The sequence below is a fragment of the Flavobacterium suaedae genome (genome assembly GCF_014642915.1).
GTDB lineage: Bacteria > Bacteroidota > Bacteroidia > Flavobacteriales > Flavobacteriaceae > Flavobacterium > Flavobacterium suaedae.
Window position 1 is genome coordinate 556,787 of record NZ_BMJE01000002.1, and the last position, 15,964, is coordinate 572,750.

A 15,964-nucleotide genomic window follows, 5' to 3' on the forward strand; every position below is an offset into this window, starting at 1 on the left:
CTAATACACTTGAATTAAATCACTATTATGCTTAAGTGCTTTTGGAGGCATTCCAAACATTTCATACATATACTTATTAAGCTGCGGAAGGTCATAAAAACCAGTATCATAGGCTATATCAGTCAGGTTCCGGTCTTTGTCAGATAGCGTCATATAAATAGCCTGCCGTAAACGAGTCCACAACAAATACTTAGACAAGCTGCTGCCGGTTTGCTTTTTAAAGAGGGCAGCCAGCCGTGATGGAGAAAGAAAAACCATATCAGCGAATGTTTGTGGTGTGATATCCGACTGGAAATAGTTAGCTTTTATGTACTCGACAATTTTTGTGATTCTTTCATCATATTCGATATTTGGTAGTTTGGAAAGTAAGCTGTCAATTATTGTATTTACCTCCAGGCTTTCCCTGGAGGTTTGAAAGAATGAATTTGTTTGGGTTGGCGATTCAAAAACAACAGTATCCTTATTTTCTGTAAATCTGGCTTCCAGCTGCAAACCAATGGTTGAGTAAGGCTCAATATTCAATACATTTAATGTGCCTTTTTCTGCAACACAATAATGATTAACATGGGGCTTTATTAGAAAGCCATGAATACCCTCGTGCTTTGTACCGCTAATTGTCGAGGTAAAGGGCATGTCATTGGACAGCACTATCTGATACGCTGAATGATGGTGAATTTCAACGGTAAGGTTACGGGCTTGCAGGGCTAAAATAAAGGGGTTCATTATGCGGCAGTTTAAAAACAGAGATGGTAAAGCTATTGAAAATTCTTTTATACCGATACAAACAGTACTGATAATTTATAGGCATCAATTAAAAGAATTTCTAAAAGCTGTAGGAGATACGTTGGTTTTATTCTTAAATAACTTATTAAATGACTGAACGTGTTCAATCCCCAAATCAAAGGCTATTTCACTCACTGTTAAGTTTATGGCAGAAAGTTTTTACTTTGCTTTTTAAAGGAGTATTTAAGTTCTCAAATATCTACTAATATACTTTTTTACTACAGTCATAACATGTGGCTTTATATAATAAGTGAATGGAAAGGCGAACTACCTACAGTTATTCCATCTCATGCGGTGTTAAATAGAGTTGATCTGTTTGAAAAATTTTTAGAAAAATTCAGTTAGCTTTGTAGAACAATACCGTTGTAAAACAATATATTAGTAAATAGACCATTGAAAACAATTCATTTTAATAAAACAGAATGTGGGGTTGATTTTTTAATCAACGTACTTCATGATGCCGGTATAGCAGCGACTTATATGCTTCCGGAAATTCATAATTCGGATTATTTTGAGATCATTGTTTTCAAAAGAGGAAATGGTTATATATTTATAGACAATCGAAAAATACCTATTATCGATAATAGTATTGTATTTATTTCACCTTTTCAACTTAAAAAGTGGGAGGTTGACTTGGATAAACTGGATTTTACCATCTTAATTTTTAAGGAGGAATTCTTAAACGAGTTTTTTGCCGATAAGCTTTTTACCTATAAGTTGCTCTACTTTTACCAATACGATCACCCTGCTACTTTAAACTCAGATCAGGATAAAATACAAGGTATTTGCAATATTTTGCAAGAAATTAAATCAGAACTTATAGCTCCCAATCTTGATAGTGCACATATCATACGTTCCTTAATATATTATATTTTACACCGTCTTAACCGGGATTATGCTGTTGAGAACGATTTGCCTTTTCAAATGGATAGTGCCAATCATGCTTATGCATTTAAAAAATTACTGGAGGAATACATTAAAGAAAAACAGCGTGTGGAGGACTATAGCGAGCTTCTAGGAATTAGTCGTATCTCTTTGAACAAAGCGGTGAAAAAGCAATTCCATCAAACCGCTACACAGCTTTTAAAAAACAGGTTACTAACCGAAATTAAAAACCAGCTCTTGTATTCAGGTCAATCTATTAGTGAGATTGCTTATGGTTTAGGGTATTCAGAGCCCAACCATTTGATGCGTTTTTTTAAAACACAAACTGGTATAACGGCTTCAGAATTTCAATCGGGTTATCAAAATGGTAGTTCATAACCATAAATAGGTAGCCATCAAAATCTATTACCTGCCTAATTTTGTACCATCATCAAAACACAGAGAATCATGAAGGTACAATTAATTAGGAATGCTACTATGATTGTGGAATACGCAGGAAAAAGAATGCTGGTAGACCCTATGTTTGCCCAAAAAGGTGCTTTGGCTCGTGGTCCTATGCCGGCAAAAGACTGGAATTGGAGAAGGAACCCCAATAACGATTTACCAATTTCTATTGAAGAAATTATTAAGGATATTGAGTTTGTGTTTTTAACGCACCTGCACTTTGACCACTGGGATAAGTTTGCAGCAGATGCATTACCAAAAGATATAAAAGTTTTTGTTCAGGATGAAAATGATAAAAAAGTCATTGCAAAAGCAGGGTTTACCAATCTGGAAATTTTAGGCGAAAATTCAACTTTTGGTGACATTAAGTTAAGCCGAACTAAAGCGCAACACGGTAAAGGATTCATTCTTAAACTGGCAGGGCAGGTGACCGGAATGGTTTTAGAACACCCGTCAGAAAAAACACTTTACATTGCCGCTGATACCGTGTGGTATGAGGAAGTTGGAAAAACAATCAAAAAGTTCAATCCGGAAGCCATTATCGTCAATGGAGGTGACAATCGTTTCATCATTGGTGATCAATTAATCATGAGTAAAGAAGACATTTACCGTACGCACCTGGCAGCTCCGAATTCCGATATTGTGGTCGTTCATATGGAAGGGGTGTACCACAATACACTTACAAGAAAAGAATTAAGAAAGTTTGTGGATGAAAAAGATATTGCAGCAAAAATATTAATTCCCGAAGATGGAGAAACCATAAATTTCTAATGAAGAATACGCTAGAACAAAACAAACAACTGGTACATGAATTTTACGCTGCCGTAAACAAAGAAGATTATAAAGCAGCAAGTGCGTATTTACATAAAAATTTTATATTTTATGTACAGGTAGACCAACCTATCCGGGGAGCAGATGGTTTTGTAGCTTCCGAAAAGAAGAATTTTGATGCTTTTGGTGAATTTGATTTTCAGATTATAGATCTTATTGCGGAGGGTAACAAAGTAGCGGTCTATATGACTCACGAAGGGAAGCACTCTAACAAGCCACTAATGGGGCTGGAACCCAAAGGGAACAATATACGATTTTCACTAATGATGTGGCTTACTATTGAAGGCGGAAAGATTATTGAAAAACGTGCACATTTTGATAGGATGGATATTGAAGAGCAAGCAATACGATAATTTTATTCCAGATGATTAAAAGTCAATTGATAAAAAATTAAAAGAGAAAATTATGAGTAAACAAGCATTAATTCTCATAGATATTCAAAATGAATATTTTGAAAACGGCGGACTCGAATTGGTAAATCCAGTAGCAGCTAGTCTAAATGCAAAAAAAATACTGGATCGTTTTAGAGCTGAAAATTTACCAATTGCTCACATTCAGCATCGATCTGCAGATCCAGATCAAATGCCCATTTTTGTTGAAGGAACCAAAGGAGCTGAAACGCACGAGAATGTAAAACCGTTAGCAGGAGAAAAAGTATTCCAGAAGTATTATCCTAATAGTTTCAGGGAAACAGGACTGCTGGACTATCTAAAAGAAAATGAGATAACAGAACTGATTATAACAGGGATGATGACCCATATGTGTGTAGATGCTACTACAAGAGCCGCGTTTGATTTCGGCTTTAAATGTACGGTTATAGGCGATGCTTGTGCATCCAGAGATTTGGAAATTAACGGTAAAACCGTAAAAGCAGATGATGTGCACCATGCAATATTAGCGGCACTGGACTTTATCCCTGCAGATGTAACCAATACTCAGGATTATTTAGCCTCATAATTACTGACACTATAGTAAACAGGGATGGTTAAACCCATCCCCTGTTTTATAACCGTTTTTCTAGTTTTGAAAATATTCTTTATTTTCTTTAACCCATTCTTCAACAGAAGTCATTTTAACCGGTAGTTGTTGTAATACTTGATCCATATTATTATTAAATTTTGGAGGGTATGTCGTAGCATTTTGAAGGCTCTCATAGTAAGAAGCCACTGCTGCTGCACCTTCTTCACCTATAAAAGGAGCTAAAATTGCCTGAAATTCTTTTGGGGGTTGCTCATAATACACTATTTCTTCTCCAAAACCTTTAGAAAAAGCTATAGCTAATTCATTACCTTTTAAGTTTTCAAGACCGCTTACCTGAAAAGTATCTGCTTTTAGATTCTCATTGTAAATAGCTTCAACTACAAGTGCACTAACATCTTTTGAGGCAATCCAGCCAACAGGCATTGCTTCAGGAGTTGGGTAAGCTAATTTCTTCTCATTTTTAATAAAAGGAGCACAAAATGCCCCCATCATATTTTCCATGTAGATAGTAGGCTCTATAATTACGTATTCCAATCCGCTATTTATCAAATAATCTTTCACGTCCAGTTTAATATCATCGGTAGGCACGCCTATTTTTTGCTCGGGAAGCCATCCGCTGGTATTCCAAACTAATTTCTTTATGCCGTTTGTTTTGGCAGCATCAATTACATTTTTTGCGAATTGTAATCCATCAAAAGGATTAGGTAAAGAAACAGGAATCATAAACGCAATAGCATCAATACCTTTAGTAATTTCAATCATTTGAGAAGTATTACTCATATCACCTAACACAGGCTGAGCACCCGACTCCCTTAATTTATCAAAACTTTTTTCGGAACTAGTTGTAGCAATTACTGTAGCTCCTTTTTTCTTTGCTTCTCCTATTACGTTGAATTGTTGTGAGCCTGTAGCTCCAAATACTAGAATTTTCATATTTTTTATTTTAAACTTGTTCAAAATTACTTTATAACTTACTTTTGTACAAGTACTTACCTTTTAGTTGGGTGCTAACTTATTAGTTAGAAATACTGAAAATCAATGACAAATAAATTGAAAAAAAATCTGCCGTGTGATGATAATTGCCCGGTTAAAGCATCTTTAGACCTGTTAAGTGGCAAATGGACGCTAATGATCCTGTTTCAAATTAACAACAATGTGATGCGATATGGGGAACTTAAAAGAGCTGTTACAGGCATTAGTGAAAAAATGCTGATACAAGAACTGAACAAACTGGTTGAAAATAAACTGGTCAGTAAAAAGGCATATCCCGAAATCCCGCCTCGGGTAGAGTATCGTTTAACGGAATTGGGAATGAAAACACTACCTATTGTAGATAAGCTAGCAGAATTTGGACAGGAGAACTTAGTTCATAACTAATTTTATTAAATGACTATTTTATTTAAAAGCTTTTACTTCCTACCTTTTTAAGGTTAATGATGTTTTACAATCTTAAGATAAAACAGTTTATTAGGATTCGAATTCAGTTAGTCTATCTCTTTTAAAAGTTCGAACTATCTCGAAAAAATAATAATAAATAGTAGCTTTTGAAATAAATATAAAAGAAATTACCATTGAAAAAGATGATTTCAAACAAAAAAAAGGATACCGAAACAGTATCCCTTTTTGTGACCATAGCCGGATTCGAACCGGCACACCTTACGGCACCACCCCCTCAAGATGGCGTGTCTACCAATTCCACCACATGGCCTTACTGTAAATAAAAAAAGTTAAGCTATAATACATACAGCTTAACTTTTAGTGACCCGACTGGGGCTCGAACCCAGGACCCCAACATTAAAAGTGTTGTGCTCTACCAACTGAGCTATCGAGTCAGGTGCATTCAGGAAATATAAGGTCGTTACTAGTGACCCGACTGGGGCTCGAACCCAGGACCCCAACATTAAAAGTGTTGTGCTCTACCAACTGAGCTATCGAGTCATATATCATTCCCTGAATGCGGGTGCAAATATAAGAATGTATTATTAATTATTCAAAACCATTTTATTATAAATTTGTATTTTTTTTCAGATATTTATTTAACAGTCTAAAACATAGAGATTTATTATAATATGAAGATAGTTTTATGTGGATATATGGGGTCAGGTAAGTCAATAATTGCTAAATTATTATCTAAAGCACTTACTATTAATAGTATAGATTTAGATGAATATATAGAAAAACAGCAAGGAAAAACCATAAGCCATATATTTGAGGAGTCAGGAGAAGTAAAATTCAGGAAGTTAGAGCATGAGGCTCTAAAGGAAATTATGAATGGCTCTGATGATTTTTTACTGGCTATGGGTGGCGGTACGCCTTGTTATGCAGGTAATGACAAGTTTTTAAAGCAAAACGATGTTATTTCTATATACCTAAAAACCGGAATTAAAGAAATTGTTAAGAGATTGACTACTGAGATAGACAAAAGACCGCTTTTAAAGAATTTAGACGAAGAAGAACGTGAAGAATTTGTAGCCAAACATATATTCGACCGCAGTTATTACTATATGCAATCTAAACATGTAGTAACTACAGATGGAAAAACACCTGAAGCTATAGTTAACGAAATAATGAGTTTGCTTTAAATTAAGTAAGCATGCGTTTCTTCATCACTAAAAACTACTTTTATGTGTTCTTTTAGTGAGGTAGAGAGTGAAAGCCCTTTAAAATCAGCTTTAACAGGGTACTGTTTGTGATTTCGGTCTACAAGTACTGCTGTTTTAAACTTTTTAAGCGGCACTTCAAGAAAATGCTTTACACCATATATAAGCGTAGTACCTGAGTTTAATACATCATCTGCCAGTATAAGTGCTTTATTGGTATATTCGCTGGCAGGTAATGATGTTTCAACTTTACTTAGTGGGTTTTCTTTGTTTAGCTTAACCTCACATAAAGTAACTTTAAGGTCAGATATATTTTGTAATTCCGAAGCCAGTTTTTGGGCAAAAATGTAACCGTTATTAGCTATTCCTGCAATTACTATTTCATTTTCATCAACAAATGTTTCGTAAATCTGGTAAGCAATACGTTTTGTTTTATGTTCTATTTCCTGTTGTGTAAGGATTACTTGCTTCATTGTGTAGTTTTATTTTTTCTCAAATATAACAAACAGTTCTTTACCCTGCCTGCGTTCAATAGAATTATGAGCTGTTTCCATTTTTTTGATTGTAAACAACTCCCCAAAGGTTTTAGTGTATTCCTCTGCACTCCCTCCAAAGGGTGGTCCGTCTTCCGTTAATGGAAACTGAAACATCAGTCCGGCTATTTTACCTCCCGGTTTTAAAAGGCTGTGCATTTTTTCTACATACTTGTTTCGCAAGTCAGGTGACAGTGCACAGAAGAAAGTCTGCTCAATAATAAGGTCATATGCTCCTGAATGTTCAAAGAAGTCGTCGAGAAGTAAATGCTCCTCACTAAGCTCCGGTAAACGCTTCTTTATATTTTCCAGTGGAGAAGGAGCAATATCCAGTACGTAGCTGTTAGTAAAGCCCTGTTCTATTAAATATTCAAATTCATGACCGTTTCCTGCGCCGGGCACTAATATTTTTAATGATTTATCAGTAAGCTGGTCTATATAATCTTTTATAGGCGGAGTTACCTCGCCTATATCCCAAGGGGCAGAATCTGTCTGGTAACGGTCCTCCCAATAGTCTTTATTAAACTTATTCATTCTCTAAGTCAGTTATATCATCCAAATAATTATCAGAATAATCATCAATATCCCTGCGGTCTTTTTTAGTAGGACGTCCTGTTCCTTTAGCTCTGTAGTGCTTTTGCGACATTTTTAATAACTCTAAATGGTCAAAGGCATCGGCAGGAGTAGTGTCTTTGCGATAAACATCCACAAGTTTTGCACCCACACGATTGCCGGGAATATCCAGTACGGTAAGTTGATAATTAACCTGATTTTTTCTAACTGTTAGTTTATCAGTAGGGTAAACCTCACGAGAAGGCTTTACCTGCTGTCCGTTTACAGAAATATGTCCTTTTTTGCACGCTTCTGTAGCTATATTTCGTGTTTTATAGTAGCGCGTGCACCATAAATATTTGTCAATCCTCATACTATTTCCTAAAATTCCATGTTATAGCTTGTACAAAAATAACGGAAAATTGTATCTTGCGCCATTAAAAAAATTGATAATGAACAGAAATTTTAAGGTATTAAGTCTTCTTATAGCATTTGTATTAATTACAGCGGGTTGTAAAAAGGATGATGGCGCTTCTATTGAGCCGCCACGTGATTACGGAGAGCAGTATGCCGTTGAAAAACCTGAAATAGAAGATTACCTGAAAACACACTATATTGCCAGTGTAGATGCTGAATTTAACGTAGTTGTAGAAGAAATACCCGACGGGAGCGATGAAGTTTCTATCTGGGATCAGACAGATTACCCTTTACAGAGTAAAGTTGCTACATATGCAGATGTAGCGCATACTTTATATTATATAGTATTTCAGGAAGGTGTGGGGGAAAGCCCAACACGAGCAGATAATGTATTTGCAGCATACAGAGGCTTCAGGCTTGACGGTACTCAGTTTGATTATAACCCATACCCTGATACATTTTCGTCTCTGGCAGCTACTATACGTGGGTGGCAGGAAATAATTCCTTTATTTAAGGGCGGTGAATATGTAGACAACCCTGACAGTCCCGATCCTGCTCATTTTGAAAATTACGGAGCAGGAATGATGTTTTTACCATCAGCTTATGGGTACTACAATACTTCTCAAACAAATATTCCTCCATACTCACCAATAATATTTACATTTAATCTTTATGATGTTAGGTTTATAGATACTGATGGTGACGGAATACTTAACCGTTACGAAACAGAAGAAGGTATTGATATTAAAGATTATGATACTGATGGAGATGGTACACCTAACTACCTTGATACGGATGATGATGGGGATGGACATTCAACACGTACAGAAATAACAGACCCTCTAACAGGTGAACCGTATAGTTTTGATGAGATACCAACTTGTGAAGGTGGTACAATTAAAAAACACTTAGACCCTAATTGTAATTAAAAGAATATAACAACATATAAAAAAGCCTGCTCAATTTGAGCAGGCTTTTTGTGTTTATAAAACTTTTTATGGATACGAAATCCAGTCAGTAGCAGTACGACAATTCAATGTAAATTGATTATAGCTTTCTACTACAAGTCTATATTCAAAACAATTATCTGTTCCGCTACCACCATCAATACCTCCATATAGAATATAATAAGGAGTGTTAAAAATGTCTATTGTATAAGTAGTAACAGTACTACTACCAGTACAACCGGCATTTCTAATTTCAATCCATGAACTAAAAGTCCAGTCACGTCGATGGATTAATAGGGAACTCCACTGAAAAAGTAAATCGTTGTTTTGAATGTTTGTAATCGAAGGATTGATTGCATTAACATTCGTACATACAGCAAGTGATTTAGTTTGTGTTGCAACTTCATCAGTAATTTCTGTTTCTTCAGAAGAACAACTGCTAAAACTTATAGCAATAAAACAGATTGGTAATAACAAAAATTTTTTCATGATATAGTAATTTAAATTAGTTATGGATGGATGTTCTAAAGGTATTCTAAATTAACTAATTGTTTCTGTATGAATCGATTAAGAGTAGTAGATTATCGATAAAAAAAAATCCCAACCTATTTAAGATTGGGATTTTAAATATAGTAATTAATATAATTACTTTCTCTTTATAACTTTTTCAACAGCTTCAATTATAGCTTTGTCGTTAAGTTTGTATTTCTCCATTAGCTGAGCAGGTGTAGCACTCTCACCAAAACTATCGTTTACAGCAACAAACTCCTGCGGAGCAGGGTTGTTTAACGATAGTGTACGAGCAACGCTCTCACCAAGACCACCAAATATATTGTGCTCTTCGGCAGTAACTACACAACCTGTTTTAGCAACCGATTTTAATATCGCTTCCTCATCTAGCGGTTTTATAGTGTGTATGTTAATTACCTCTGCCGAGATACCTTTTTCTTCAAGTGCTTCGGCAGCTTCAAGTGCTTCCCATACTAAGTGACCTGTGGCCACTATAGTAACATCATTACCTTCGTTAAGTAATACTGCTTTACCAATTTCAAATACTCCGTTTTCAGGAGTAAAGTTAGGTACAGAAGGGCGACCGAAACGTAAGTAAACAGGACCATGGTGTTCTGCTATTGCCATAGTAGCCGCTTTAGTCTGGTTATAATCGCAAGTATTAATAACCGTCATACCCGGAAGCATTTTCATTAAACCTATATCTTCCAGTATTTGGTGTGTTGCACCATCTTCACCAAGAGTTAAACCTGCGTGAGAGGCACATATTTTTACATTTTTATCAGAGTACGCTACGGACTGGCGAATTTGGTCGTAAACCCTACCTGTAGAGAAGTTAGCAAAAGTACCCGTAAACGGTATTTTACCACCTATAGTCATACCGGCAGCCATACCTATCATGTTAGCCTCTGCAATACCTACCTGAAAGAAACGCTCCGGATGATTCTTTTTAAAAGCATCCATTTTAAGCGAACCGATAAGGTCAGCACAAAGTGCTACTACATTTTCATTTTTTTTGCCCAGTTCTTCAAGCCCTGCTCCAAAACCTGAACGTGTATCTTTATTTCCTGTATTTGTATATTTTTTCATTATTCAGAATTGAGTAATTAGTATTGAGAATTGAGATTGATAATAATAGAAATTAAATTTTTCTAATACCTCATGTCTGTCATCTCACATCTAAAAAAAAAATTAATAGTCCCCTAAAGTAGCAGGGTTTTGCTCTAGTGCTTTTTCAAGCTGCTCATCATTAGGAGCTTTTCCGTGCCATGCGTGAGTATGCATCATATAGTCTACACCATTACCCATTTCGGTATATAGTAAAACACATACAGGTCTGCCTTTTCCTGTTAAAGCCTTAGCTTCATTCATTCCTTTTATAATAGCAGCTAAGTCGTTCCCTTCTTTAATTTCAAGAACGTCCCAACCAAAAGCTTCAAATTTTATTTTAAGGTTACCCATATGCAGTACCTCGTCAGTAGGACCGTCAATCTGCTTACCGTTAAGGTCTACAGTAGCAATAAGGTTATCTACTTTGTAAGCCGAAGCATACATAATAGCCTCCCAGTTTTGTCCTTCCTGTAATTCACCATCGCCATGAAGGCTGTATACAAGGTGAGTATCGTTGTTAAGCTTTTTAGTTTGAGCCGCACCAATAGCAACACTCATACCTTGCCCTAATGAACCTGATGCCATACGTACACCCGGTAAACCTTCGTGAGTAGTAGGGTGACCTTGTAATCTTGAATCCAGTTTTCTGAAAGTAGCCAGTTCACTTACAGGGAAGTAACCGCTGCGTGCCAGTACACTGTAAAATACAGGAGATATATGACCGTTAGAAAGGAAGAAGATGTCTTCGTTAATTCCGTCCATATCAAATCCTTCTTTGCGCTCCATCAGGTTTTGGTAAAGTGCTACCAAAAATTCTGTACAGCCAAGCGACCCGCCCGGGTGACCTGAATTAACGGCGTGTACCATACGAAGGATGTCCCTTCTTACCTGAATAGCTAAGTCGTTTAGTTGTTGTGTGTTAGGTTCCATCTGTAGAAATTAGTTAAACAGGTGCAAAAGTACTTTTAATTTTATTGAGGGGCAAATATTTTGTTTCGCAAAATATGTAAGATATAAAAGGAGTCTTAATTCTATTATCTAACATCTGTAATCTATAATCTCAAATCTAAAATGTATCTTTGCAGGCTGTAAAAGAGAGCCATGAAATTTGATTTATTAGCTAACGACCCACAAAGCAAAGCCAGAGCAGGAGAAATAACTACTGACCATGGCACAATAGAAACGCCTATTTTTATGCCGGTAGGTACTGTTGCCTCTGTAAAAGGGGTGCATCAGCGTGAACTTAAAAACGATATTAACCCTGATATAATTCTGGGGAATACGTACCACCTGTACCTGCGTCCGCAACTGGATATACTGGAAAAAGCAGGCGGACTGCATAAGTTTATGAACTGGGACAGGAATATTCTTACTGATAGTGGCGGTTATCAGGTATATTCTTTATCAGCTAATCGAAAAATTAAGGAAGAAGGGGTTAAGTTTAAATCGCATATAGATGGTTCATATCATTTCTTTTCACCTGAAAATGTAATGGAAATTCAGCGTACTATTGGTGCTGATATTATCATGGCTTTTGATGAATGTACACCTTACCCATGCGATTATCGTTATGCTAAACGCTCTATGCACATGACGCACCGTTGGCTGGACAGGTGTATAGCACATTTAGAAAAACTACCGTTTAAGTATGGTTACAGTCAGGCATTTTTCCCGATAGTGCAGGGGAGTACCTATACAGATTTACGAAAGCAATCCGCAGAGTATATTGCCAATGCAGGAGCTGTAGGTAATGCAATCGGAGGGCTTTCAGTAGGAGAGCCTGCTGAGGAAATGTATGCAATGACGGATGTTGTTTGTAGTATTTTACCGGAAGATAAACCAAGATATTTAATGGGTGTGGGTACGCCTATCAATATTTTAGAGAATATTGCGTTAGGAGTAGATATGTTCGATTGTGTTATGCCAACAAGAAATGCCCGTAACGGTATGTTATTTACGGCAAATGGTACTATAAACATAAAAAATAAAAAATGGGAGGCAGATTTTTCTCCTATTGATGAAATGGGTATCACTTTTGTAGATACGGAATATACCAAAGCCTATTTACGACACTTGTTTGCTGCAAATGAATATTTAGGTAAACAAATTGCCACTATACATAACCTTGGTTTTTATATGTGGTTGGTTCGTGAGGCTAGAAAACATATCTTAGCGGGAGATTTCCGCGAGTGGAAAGATATGATGGTTAAAAATATGAGCCAAAGGCTTTAATTGAGTATAGAGTATTTAGATTTTAGAACAGAGATTTTTTAGTTAGTATGTGAGTTTATTTTGTTTTACTCTCAATACTCAATACTAACTTCTCATTACTTAGTAGATGAAAATAATAGACTGGTACATTTTAAAGCGTTATTTAGCAACATTCTTTGTAATGTTGTTATTGTTTATTCCTATTGGTATTGCCATTGATGTATCGGAAAAAATTAATAAGATACTCGATAAAGATGTGCCTTTTATAGAGGTAGCAAAGTATTACGGCGACTTTACTATTTATTTTGCGAACCTGTTATTTCCTATTTTTCTTTTCCTGTCTATTATATGGTTTACCTCTAAACTGGCTAATAATACTGAAATTATAGCCATTTTAAGCTCGGGTATTTCCTTTAGTCGTTTTTTACGCCCATATATTATAGGTGCAACCATGATATCTATATTAGCACTGCTAATGGGGTTCTTTTTTGTGCCGAAAGCCAGTAAAGGGTTTAATGATTTCAGATATACCTATTTAAAGAGTAACCCACAGGTGAGGGAGAGTAGCGATGTTTACAAACAGATAAGCGATAACGAATACATTTATGTAAAGAGCTTTAACTATGTTAATAAGCGTGGGTATAACTTTAACCTTGAAAAATTTGATGGCAATAGGCTGGAGTATAAAATAAATGCAGGTTCTATTAAATGGAATCCTGAAGACAGTACCTATACTTTGGCAGGATACTCTAAACGAACTATAGGTGTAATGGGCGATACATTGGAATCGGCTGCGCAAAAGAAATTTAAATTTAATTTTGAGCCGGACGACCTTACACCTGTAATATATGTTGCCGAAACAATGACGTTGGGCGAACTAAACCGCTTTATCGAAAAAGAAAAAGCAAGAGGTTCGGGTAACATAAATACCTATTTGGTAGTAAAATATAAAAAGTACAGTATTCCTATTTCAGCATTTATATTAACGATTATTGCTGTAGCAGTATCTTCTATGAAACGTAGGGGAGGTATGGGTATTAACCTTGCTGTGGGGATAAGCCTTGCTTTTATTTACATATTTTTTGATAAGGTTTTCGGTACAATGGCCGAAAAATCAAGTATTCCACCGTTAATTGCTGTTTGGATACCTAATATTACTTTTGGTATTCTGGCTATTTTCCTGTTACGCAATGCCAAACGATAGCTTAAGAAGTCAGTTTCAATTACACTTCATTGTATTTATTTGGGGCTTTACCGCTGTTATAGGTGCCCTTATTTCTTTAGATGCTTTACCATTGGTATGGTACAGAATGTCTATTGCGGTTATAATTGTTTTACTGTATGCCTTGTATAAAAAAGGTATATCGTTAAAAATGCCACCTGCTACAATAGCACGGTTTTTAATTGCCGGGCTTATTATAGCGTTACACTGGCTAACCTTTTTTAAAGCCATAAAAGTCTCTAATGTTTCGGTAACACTGGCTTGTATCAGTACCGGTGCATTTTTTACCTCCTTATTAGAACCCTTATTTTATAAACGAAAAGTTATAGGGTATGAGGTGTTCTTCGGGCTGTTAGTAGTCGCAGGACTTTATATTATTTTCAGGTTCGAAGGCGATTATTTTTACGGTATAGCTTTGGCATTAACTTCTGCTTTTCTTTCAGCATTGTTTTCGGTATTAAATGGTATATATGCCGTTAAGTATGACTCTACAGTAATATCAGTATACGAACTATTCGGGGGGGTATTATTTTTATCATTATACCTGTTATTCACGGGTAACTTTGATGCTGCTTTCTTTTCTATTTCACTAAACGACTGGTTTTGGCTGTTTATATTAGGCTCTATATGTACTGCCTATGCTTTTATAGTATCAGTAAAGGTTATGAAGTATATAAGCCCATACACAGTAGTGCTAACGGTTAACCTAGAGCCTGTGTACGGAATTATATTAGCACTGTTGGTATTTAAAGAGGAAGAACGCATGAGCTGGACGTTTTATGTAGGTGCTGCTATTATATTAACAACAGTGATTCTCAATGCAATACTTAAAAATTACGCCAAAAACAAAAAGTAAACACCCGGCTATTTGTTTTATGTAATTTGAATATTTTATCTTTGCCTTTCGAACCAAAAGCAAATCCTGCTTATATTATGGAATATTTAGATTTTGAATTGCCGGTTAAAGAGTTAGAAGAACAACTTGATAAATGTACGGTTATAGGCCAGGAATCGGATGTTGATGTATCTAATACATGCAAACAAATCGAGAAGAAACTGGAGGAAACAAAAAAGAAAATATATAAAAACCTTACAGCGTGGCAAAGGGTTCAGCTTTCAAGGCACCCAAGCCGTCCATATACTATGGATCACGTAAAAGGTTTAATGGGCGATACATTCCTTGAGCTTTTTGGTGACAGAAACTTTAAGGATGATAAAGCTATGATTGGTGGTCTTGGTAAAATTGGAGGACAATCGTTCATGATTATCGGTCAGCAAAAAGGATATAACACCAAAACAAGGCAATACCGTAACTTCGGTATGGCAAACCCTGAAGGGTACCGTAAAGCTTTACGCCTTATGAAAATGGCGGAAAAGTTTGGTATACCTGTAATAACGCTTGTTGATACTCCGGGAGCATACCCAGGGCTTGAAGCGGAAGAGCGTGGACAGGGAGAAGCAATTGCCCGTAACATATTTGAAATGGTACGCCTTAAAACGCCTATTATTACCGTTATAATTGGTGAAGGAGCTTCAGGAGGAGCTTTAGGTATAGGTGTGGGTGATAAAGTATATATGCTGGAGAATACATGGTATTCTGTTATATCGCCGGAATCATGTTCATCTATCCTTTGGAGAAGTTGGGAATACAAAGAGCAAGCTGCTGAAGCGCTTAAACTGACTTCTTTTGATATGAAGAAACAAAAACTTATTGATGATATAATTCCTGAACCACTTGGAGGTGCTCATTACGACAGAGAGACGACCTACAAGAACATGGAAAAATACATTACCAAAGCTTATAAAGAATTAAAAGACTTATCAACAGAAGAACTCTTAGAAAAGAGAATGGATAAGTATTTAAGCATGGGGCAATACAAAGAGTAAAAACCCTATTCGGTAACCGATATCCGAAGCCGAAACGCTTCGGATTTTTTT

General features: G+C 36.1%; 20 protein-coding genes and 3 tRNA genes. 11 read left to right on the top strand and 12 right to left on the bottom strand.

Annotated features, from left to right (window positions below):
• Positions 1-723 (bottom strand): helix-turn-helix domain-containing protein, encoded by a 723-nt coding sequence (locus IEW45_RS05600; protein WP_188620241.1) that lies wholly within the window; start codon positions 721-723, stop codon positions 1-3.
• 84 nt (positions 724-807) lie between these two features.
• Positions 808-918: a helix-turn-helix domain-containing protein gene (locus IEW45_RS05605; protein ID WP_373283165.1), complete on the bottom strand. Its 111-nt coding sequence runs from the start codon at positions 916-918 to the stop codon at positions 808-810.
• Between the two features lie 258 nt (positions 919-1,176).
• Between IEW45_RS05605 and IEW45_RS05610 the strand changes: the two genes are divergently transcribed.
• The 4 genes from IEW45_RS05610 (at position 1,177) to IEW45_RS05625 (ending at position 3,900) form a co-directional block, all read left to right on the top strand.
• A complete protein-coding gene (locus tag IEW45_RS05610) occupies positions 1,177-2,046 on the top strand; it encodes a helix-turn-helix domain-containing protein (protein WP_188620242.1) in 870 nt (289 codons plus the stop codon).
• A gap of 69 nt (positions 2,047-2,115) precedes the next feature.
• Entirely contained in the window at positions 2,116-2,883 is a 768-nt protein-coding gene (locus IEW45_RS05615) for an MBL fold metallo-hydrolase (protein ID WP_188620243.1), read from the top strand.
• Positions 2,883-3,296, top strand: a complete 414-nt coding sequence (locus IEW45_RS05620) for an ester cyclase (RefSeq protein WP_188620244.1) — start codon at positions 2,883-2,885, stop codon at positions 3,294-3,296. Before IEW45_RS05615 ends, IEW45_RS05620 begins: the two co-directional genes overlap by 1 nt.
• Before the next feature lie 52 nt (positions 3,297-3,348).
• A complete protein-coding gene (locus tag IEW45_RS05625) occupies positions 3,349-3,900 on the top strand; it encodes a cysteine hydrolase family protein (protein WP_188620245.1) in 552 nt (183 codons plus the stop codon).
• A 60-nt stretch (positions 3,901-3,960) separates the two neighbouring features.
• Here the strand turns inward: IEW45_RS05625 and IEW45_RS05630 are convergent, their stop codons facing one another.
• Positions 3,961-4,857 (bottom strand): SDR family oxidoreductase, encoded by an 897-nt coding sequence (locus IEW45_RS05630; protein WP_188620246.1) that lies wholly within the window; start codon positions 4,855-4,857, stop codon positions 3,961-3,963.
• A gap of 105 nt (positions 4,858-4,962) precedes the next feature.
• On the opposite strand from IEW45_RS05630, the gene IEW45_RS05635 reads away from it, so the two are divergent.
• Positions 4,963-5,301 (top strand): winged helix-turn-helix transcriptional regulator, encoded by a 339-nt coding sequence (locus IEW45_RS05635; protein WP_188620247.1) that lies wholly within the window; start codon positions 4,963-4,965, stop codon positions 5,299-5,301.
• A 249-nt stretch (positions 5,302-5,550) separates the two neighbouring features.
• On the opposite strand, the gene IEW45_RS05640 is transcribed toward IEW45_RS05635, so the two are convergent.
• From IEW45_RS05640 to IEW45_RS05650, 3 genes are all read right to left on the bottom strand, one after another.
• Positions 5,551-5,632, bottom strand: a tRNA-Leu gene (locus IEW45_RS05640).
• A gap of 51 nt (positions 5,633-5,683) precedes the next feature.
• Positions 5,684-5,756 (bottom strand) — tRNA-Lys (locus tag IEW45_RS05645).
• A gap of 33 nt (positions 5,757-5,789) precedes the next feature.
• Positions 5,790-5,862, bottom strand: a tRNA-Lys gene (locus IEW45_RS05650).
• Positions 5,863-5,993: 131 nt separating this feature from the next.
• Between IEW45_RS05650 and IEW45_RS05655 the strand changes: the two genes are divergently transcribed.
• A complete protein-coding gene (locus IEW45_RS05655) occupies positions 5,994-6,506 on the top strand; it encodes a shikimate kinase (RefSeq protein WP_229665902.1) in 513 nt (170 codons plus the stop codon).
• On the opposite strand, the gene IEW45_RS05660 is transcribed toward IEW45_RS05655, so the two are convergent.
• From IEW45_RS05660 to IEW45_RS05670, 3 genes are read right to left on the bottom strand one after another with little or no spacing between them, the layout of a single operon-like run.
• Positions 6,503-6,997 (bottom strand): phosphoribosyltransferase family protein, encoded by a 495-nt coding sequence (locus IEW45_RS05660; RefSeq protein WP_188620248.1) that lies wholly within the window; start codon positions 6,995-6,997, stop codon positions 6,503-6,505. The two genes, IEW45_RS05655 and IEW45_RS05660, sit on opposite strands and share 4 nt — an antisense overlap.
• Before the next feature lie 9 nt (positions 6,998-7,006).
• Positions 7,007-7,591, bottom strand: a complete 585-nt coding sequence (locus IEW45_RS05665) for a methyltransferase (RefSeq protein ID WP_188620249.1) — start codon at positions 7,589-7,591, stop codon at positions 7,007-7,009.
• A complete protein-coding gene (locus tag IEW45_RS05670) occupies positions 7,584-7,982 on the bottom strand; it encodes an RNA-binding S4 domain-containing protein (RefSeq protein ID WP_188620250.1) in 399 nt (132 codons plus the stop codon). Before IEW45_RS05670 ends, IEW45_RS05665 begins: the two co-directional genes overlap by 8 nt.
• Before the next feature lie 79 nt (positions 7,983-8,061).
• Here IEW45_RS05670 and IEW45_RS05675 point away from each other — a divergent pair, with 79 nt between their 5' ends.
• A complete protein-coding gene (locus IEW45_RS05675) occupies positions 8,062-8,955 on the top strand; it encodes an FKBP-type peptidyl-prolyl cis-trans isomerase (protein WP_188620251.1) in 894 nt (297 codons plus the stop codon).
• 66 nt (positions 8,956-9,021) lie between these two features.
• Here the strand turns inward: IEW45_RS05675 and IEW45_RS05680 are convergent, their stop codons facing one another.
• The 3 genes from IEW45_RS05680 to IEW45_RS05690 form a co-directional block, all read right to left on the bottom strand.
• The gene (locus tag IEW45_RS05680; RefSeq protein WP_188620252.1) at positions 9,022-9,462 is read right to left on the bottom strand and encodes a hypothetical protein; all 441 of its coding nucleotides are present in this window, start codon (positions 9,460-9,462) and stop codon (positions 9,022-9,024) included.
• Between the two features lie 156 nt (positions 9,463-9,618).
• Positions 9,619-10,572, bottom strand: a complete 954-nt coding sequence (locus IEW45_RS05685; RefSeq protein WP_188620253.1) for a transketolase family protein — start codon at positions 10,570-10,572, stop codon at positions 9,619-9,621.
• A gap of 102 nt (positions 10,573-10,674) precedes the next feature.
• Positions 10,675-11,523 (bottom strand): transketolase, encoded by an 849-nt coding sequence (locus IEW45_RS05690; protein ID WP_188620254.1) that lies wholly within the window; start codon positions 11,521-11,523, stop codon positions 10,675-10,677.
• A gap of 171 nt (positions 11,524-11,694) precedes the next feature.
• Here IEW45_RS05690 and tgt point away from each other — a divergent pair, with 171 nt between their 5' ends.
• The 4 genes from tgt to IEW45_RS05710 all read left to right on the top strand — a co-directional run bounded on the left by tgt (position 11,695) and on the right by IEW45_RS05710 (position 15,913).
• Positions 11,695-12,825: a tRNA guanosine(34) transglycosylase Tgt gene (gene tgt / locus IEW45_RS05695; RefSeq protein WP_188620255.1), complete on the top strand. Its 1,131-nt coding sequence runs from the start codon at positions 11,695-11,697 to the stop codon at positions 12,823-12,825.
• A gap of 106 nt (positions 12,826-12,931) precedes the next feature.
• A complete protein-coding gene (locus tag IEW45_RS05700; protein ID WP_188620256.1) occupies positions 12,932-14,008 on the top strand; it encodes an LptF/LptG family permease in 1,077 nt (358 codons plus the stop codon).
• Positions 13,995-14,882, top strand: a complete 888-nt coding sequence (locus tag IEW45_RS05705) for a DMT family transporter (RefSeq protein ID WP_188620257.1) — start codon at positions 13,995-13,997, stop codon at positions 14,880-14,882. The genes IEW45_RS05700 and IEW45_RS05705 overlap by 14 nt, the downstream gene beginning before the upstream one ends.
• Positions 14,883-14,959: 77 nt before the next feature.
• Positions 14,960-15,913, top strand: a complete 954-nt coding sequence (locus tag IEW45_RS05710) for an acetyl-CoA carboxylase carboxyltransferase subunit alpha (RefSeq protein WP_188620258.1) — start codon at positions 14,960-14,962, stop codon at positions 15,911-15,913.
• The last annotated feature ends 51 nt before the right edge of the window (positions 15,914-15,964 follow it).

Bases quoted from the DNA above. Each gene is read 5' to 3' on its own strand.
- IEW45_RS05680 (WP_188620252.1), bottom strand. From the start codon at position 9,462: ATGAAAAAATTTTTGTTATTACCAATCTGTTTTATTGCTATAAGTTTT.
- IEW45_RS05635 (WP_188620247.1), top strand. From the start codon at position 4,963: ATGACAAATAAATTGAAAAAAAATCTGCCGTGTGATGATAATTGCCCG.
- IEW45_RS05620 (WP_188620244.1), top strand. From the start codon at position 2,883: ATGAAGAATACGCTAGAACAAAACAAACAACTGGTACATGAATTTTAC.
- IEW45_RS05685 (WP_188620253.1), bottom strand. From the start codon at position 10,572: ATGAAAAAATATACAAATACAGGAAATAAAGATACACGTTCAGGTTTT.
- IEW45_RS05600 (WP_188620241.1), bottom strand. From the start codon at position 723: ATGAACCCCTTTATTTTAGCCCTGCAAGCCCGTAACCTTACCGTTGAA.
- IEW45_RS05670 (WP_188620250.1), bottom strand. From the start codon at position 7,982: ATGAGGATTGACAAATATTTATGGTGCACGCGCTACTATAAAACACGA.
- IEW45_RS05660 (WP_188620248.1), bottom strand. From the start codon at position 6,997: ATGAAGCAAGTAATCCTTACACAACAGGAAATAGAACATAAAACAAAA.
- IEW45_RS05690 (WP_188620254.1), bottom strand. From the start codon at position 11,523: ATGGAACCTAACACACAACAACTAAACGACTTAGCTATTCAGGTAAGA.
- tgt (WP_188620255.1), top strand. From the start codon at position 11,695: ATGAAATTTGATTTATTAGCTAACGACCCACAAAGCAAAGCCAGAGCA.
- IEW45_RS05615 (WP_188620243.1), top strand. From the start codon at position 2,116: ATGAAGGTACAATTAATTAGGAATGCTACTATGATTGTGGAATACGCA.
- IEW45_RS05710 (WP_188620258.1), top strand. From the start codon at position 14,960: ATGGAATATTTAGATTTTGAATTGCCGGTTAAAGAGTTAGAAGAACAA.
- IEW45_RS05665 (WP_188620249.1), bottom strand. From the start codon at position 7,591: ATGAATAAGTTTAATAAAGACTATTGGGAGGACCGTTACCAGACAGAT.
- IEW45_RS05700 (WP_188620256.1), top strand. From the start codon at position 12,932: ATGAAAATAATAGACTGGTACATTTTAAAGCGTTATTTAGCAACATTC.
- IEW45_RS05705 (WP_188620257.1), top strand. From the start codon at position 13,995: ATGCCAAACGATAGCTTAAGAAGTCAGTTTCAATTACACTTCATTGTA.
- IEW45_RS05625 (WP_188620245.1), top strand. From the start codon at position 3,349: ATGAGTAAACAAGCATTAATTCTCATAGATATTCAAAATGAATATTTT.
- IEW45_RS05655 (WP_229665902.1), top strand. From the start codon at position 5,994: ATGAAGATAGTTTTATGTGGATATATGGGGTCAGGTAAGTCAATAATT.
- IEW45_RS05630 (WP_188620246.1), bottom strand. From the start codon at position 4,857: ATGAAAATTCTAGTATTTGGAGCTACAGGCTCACAACAATTCAACGTA.
- IEW45_RS05675 (WP_188620251.1), top strand. From the start codon at position 8,062: ATGAACAGAAATTTTAAGGTATTAAGTCTTCTTATAGCATTTGTATTA.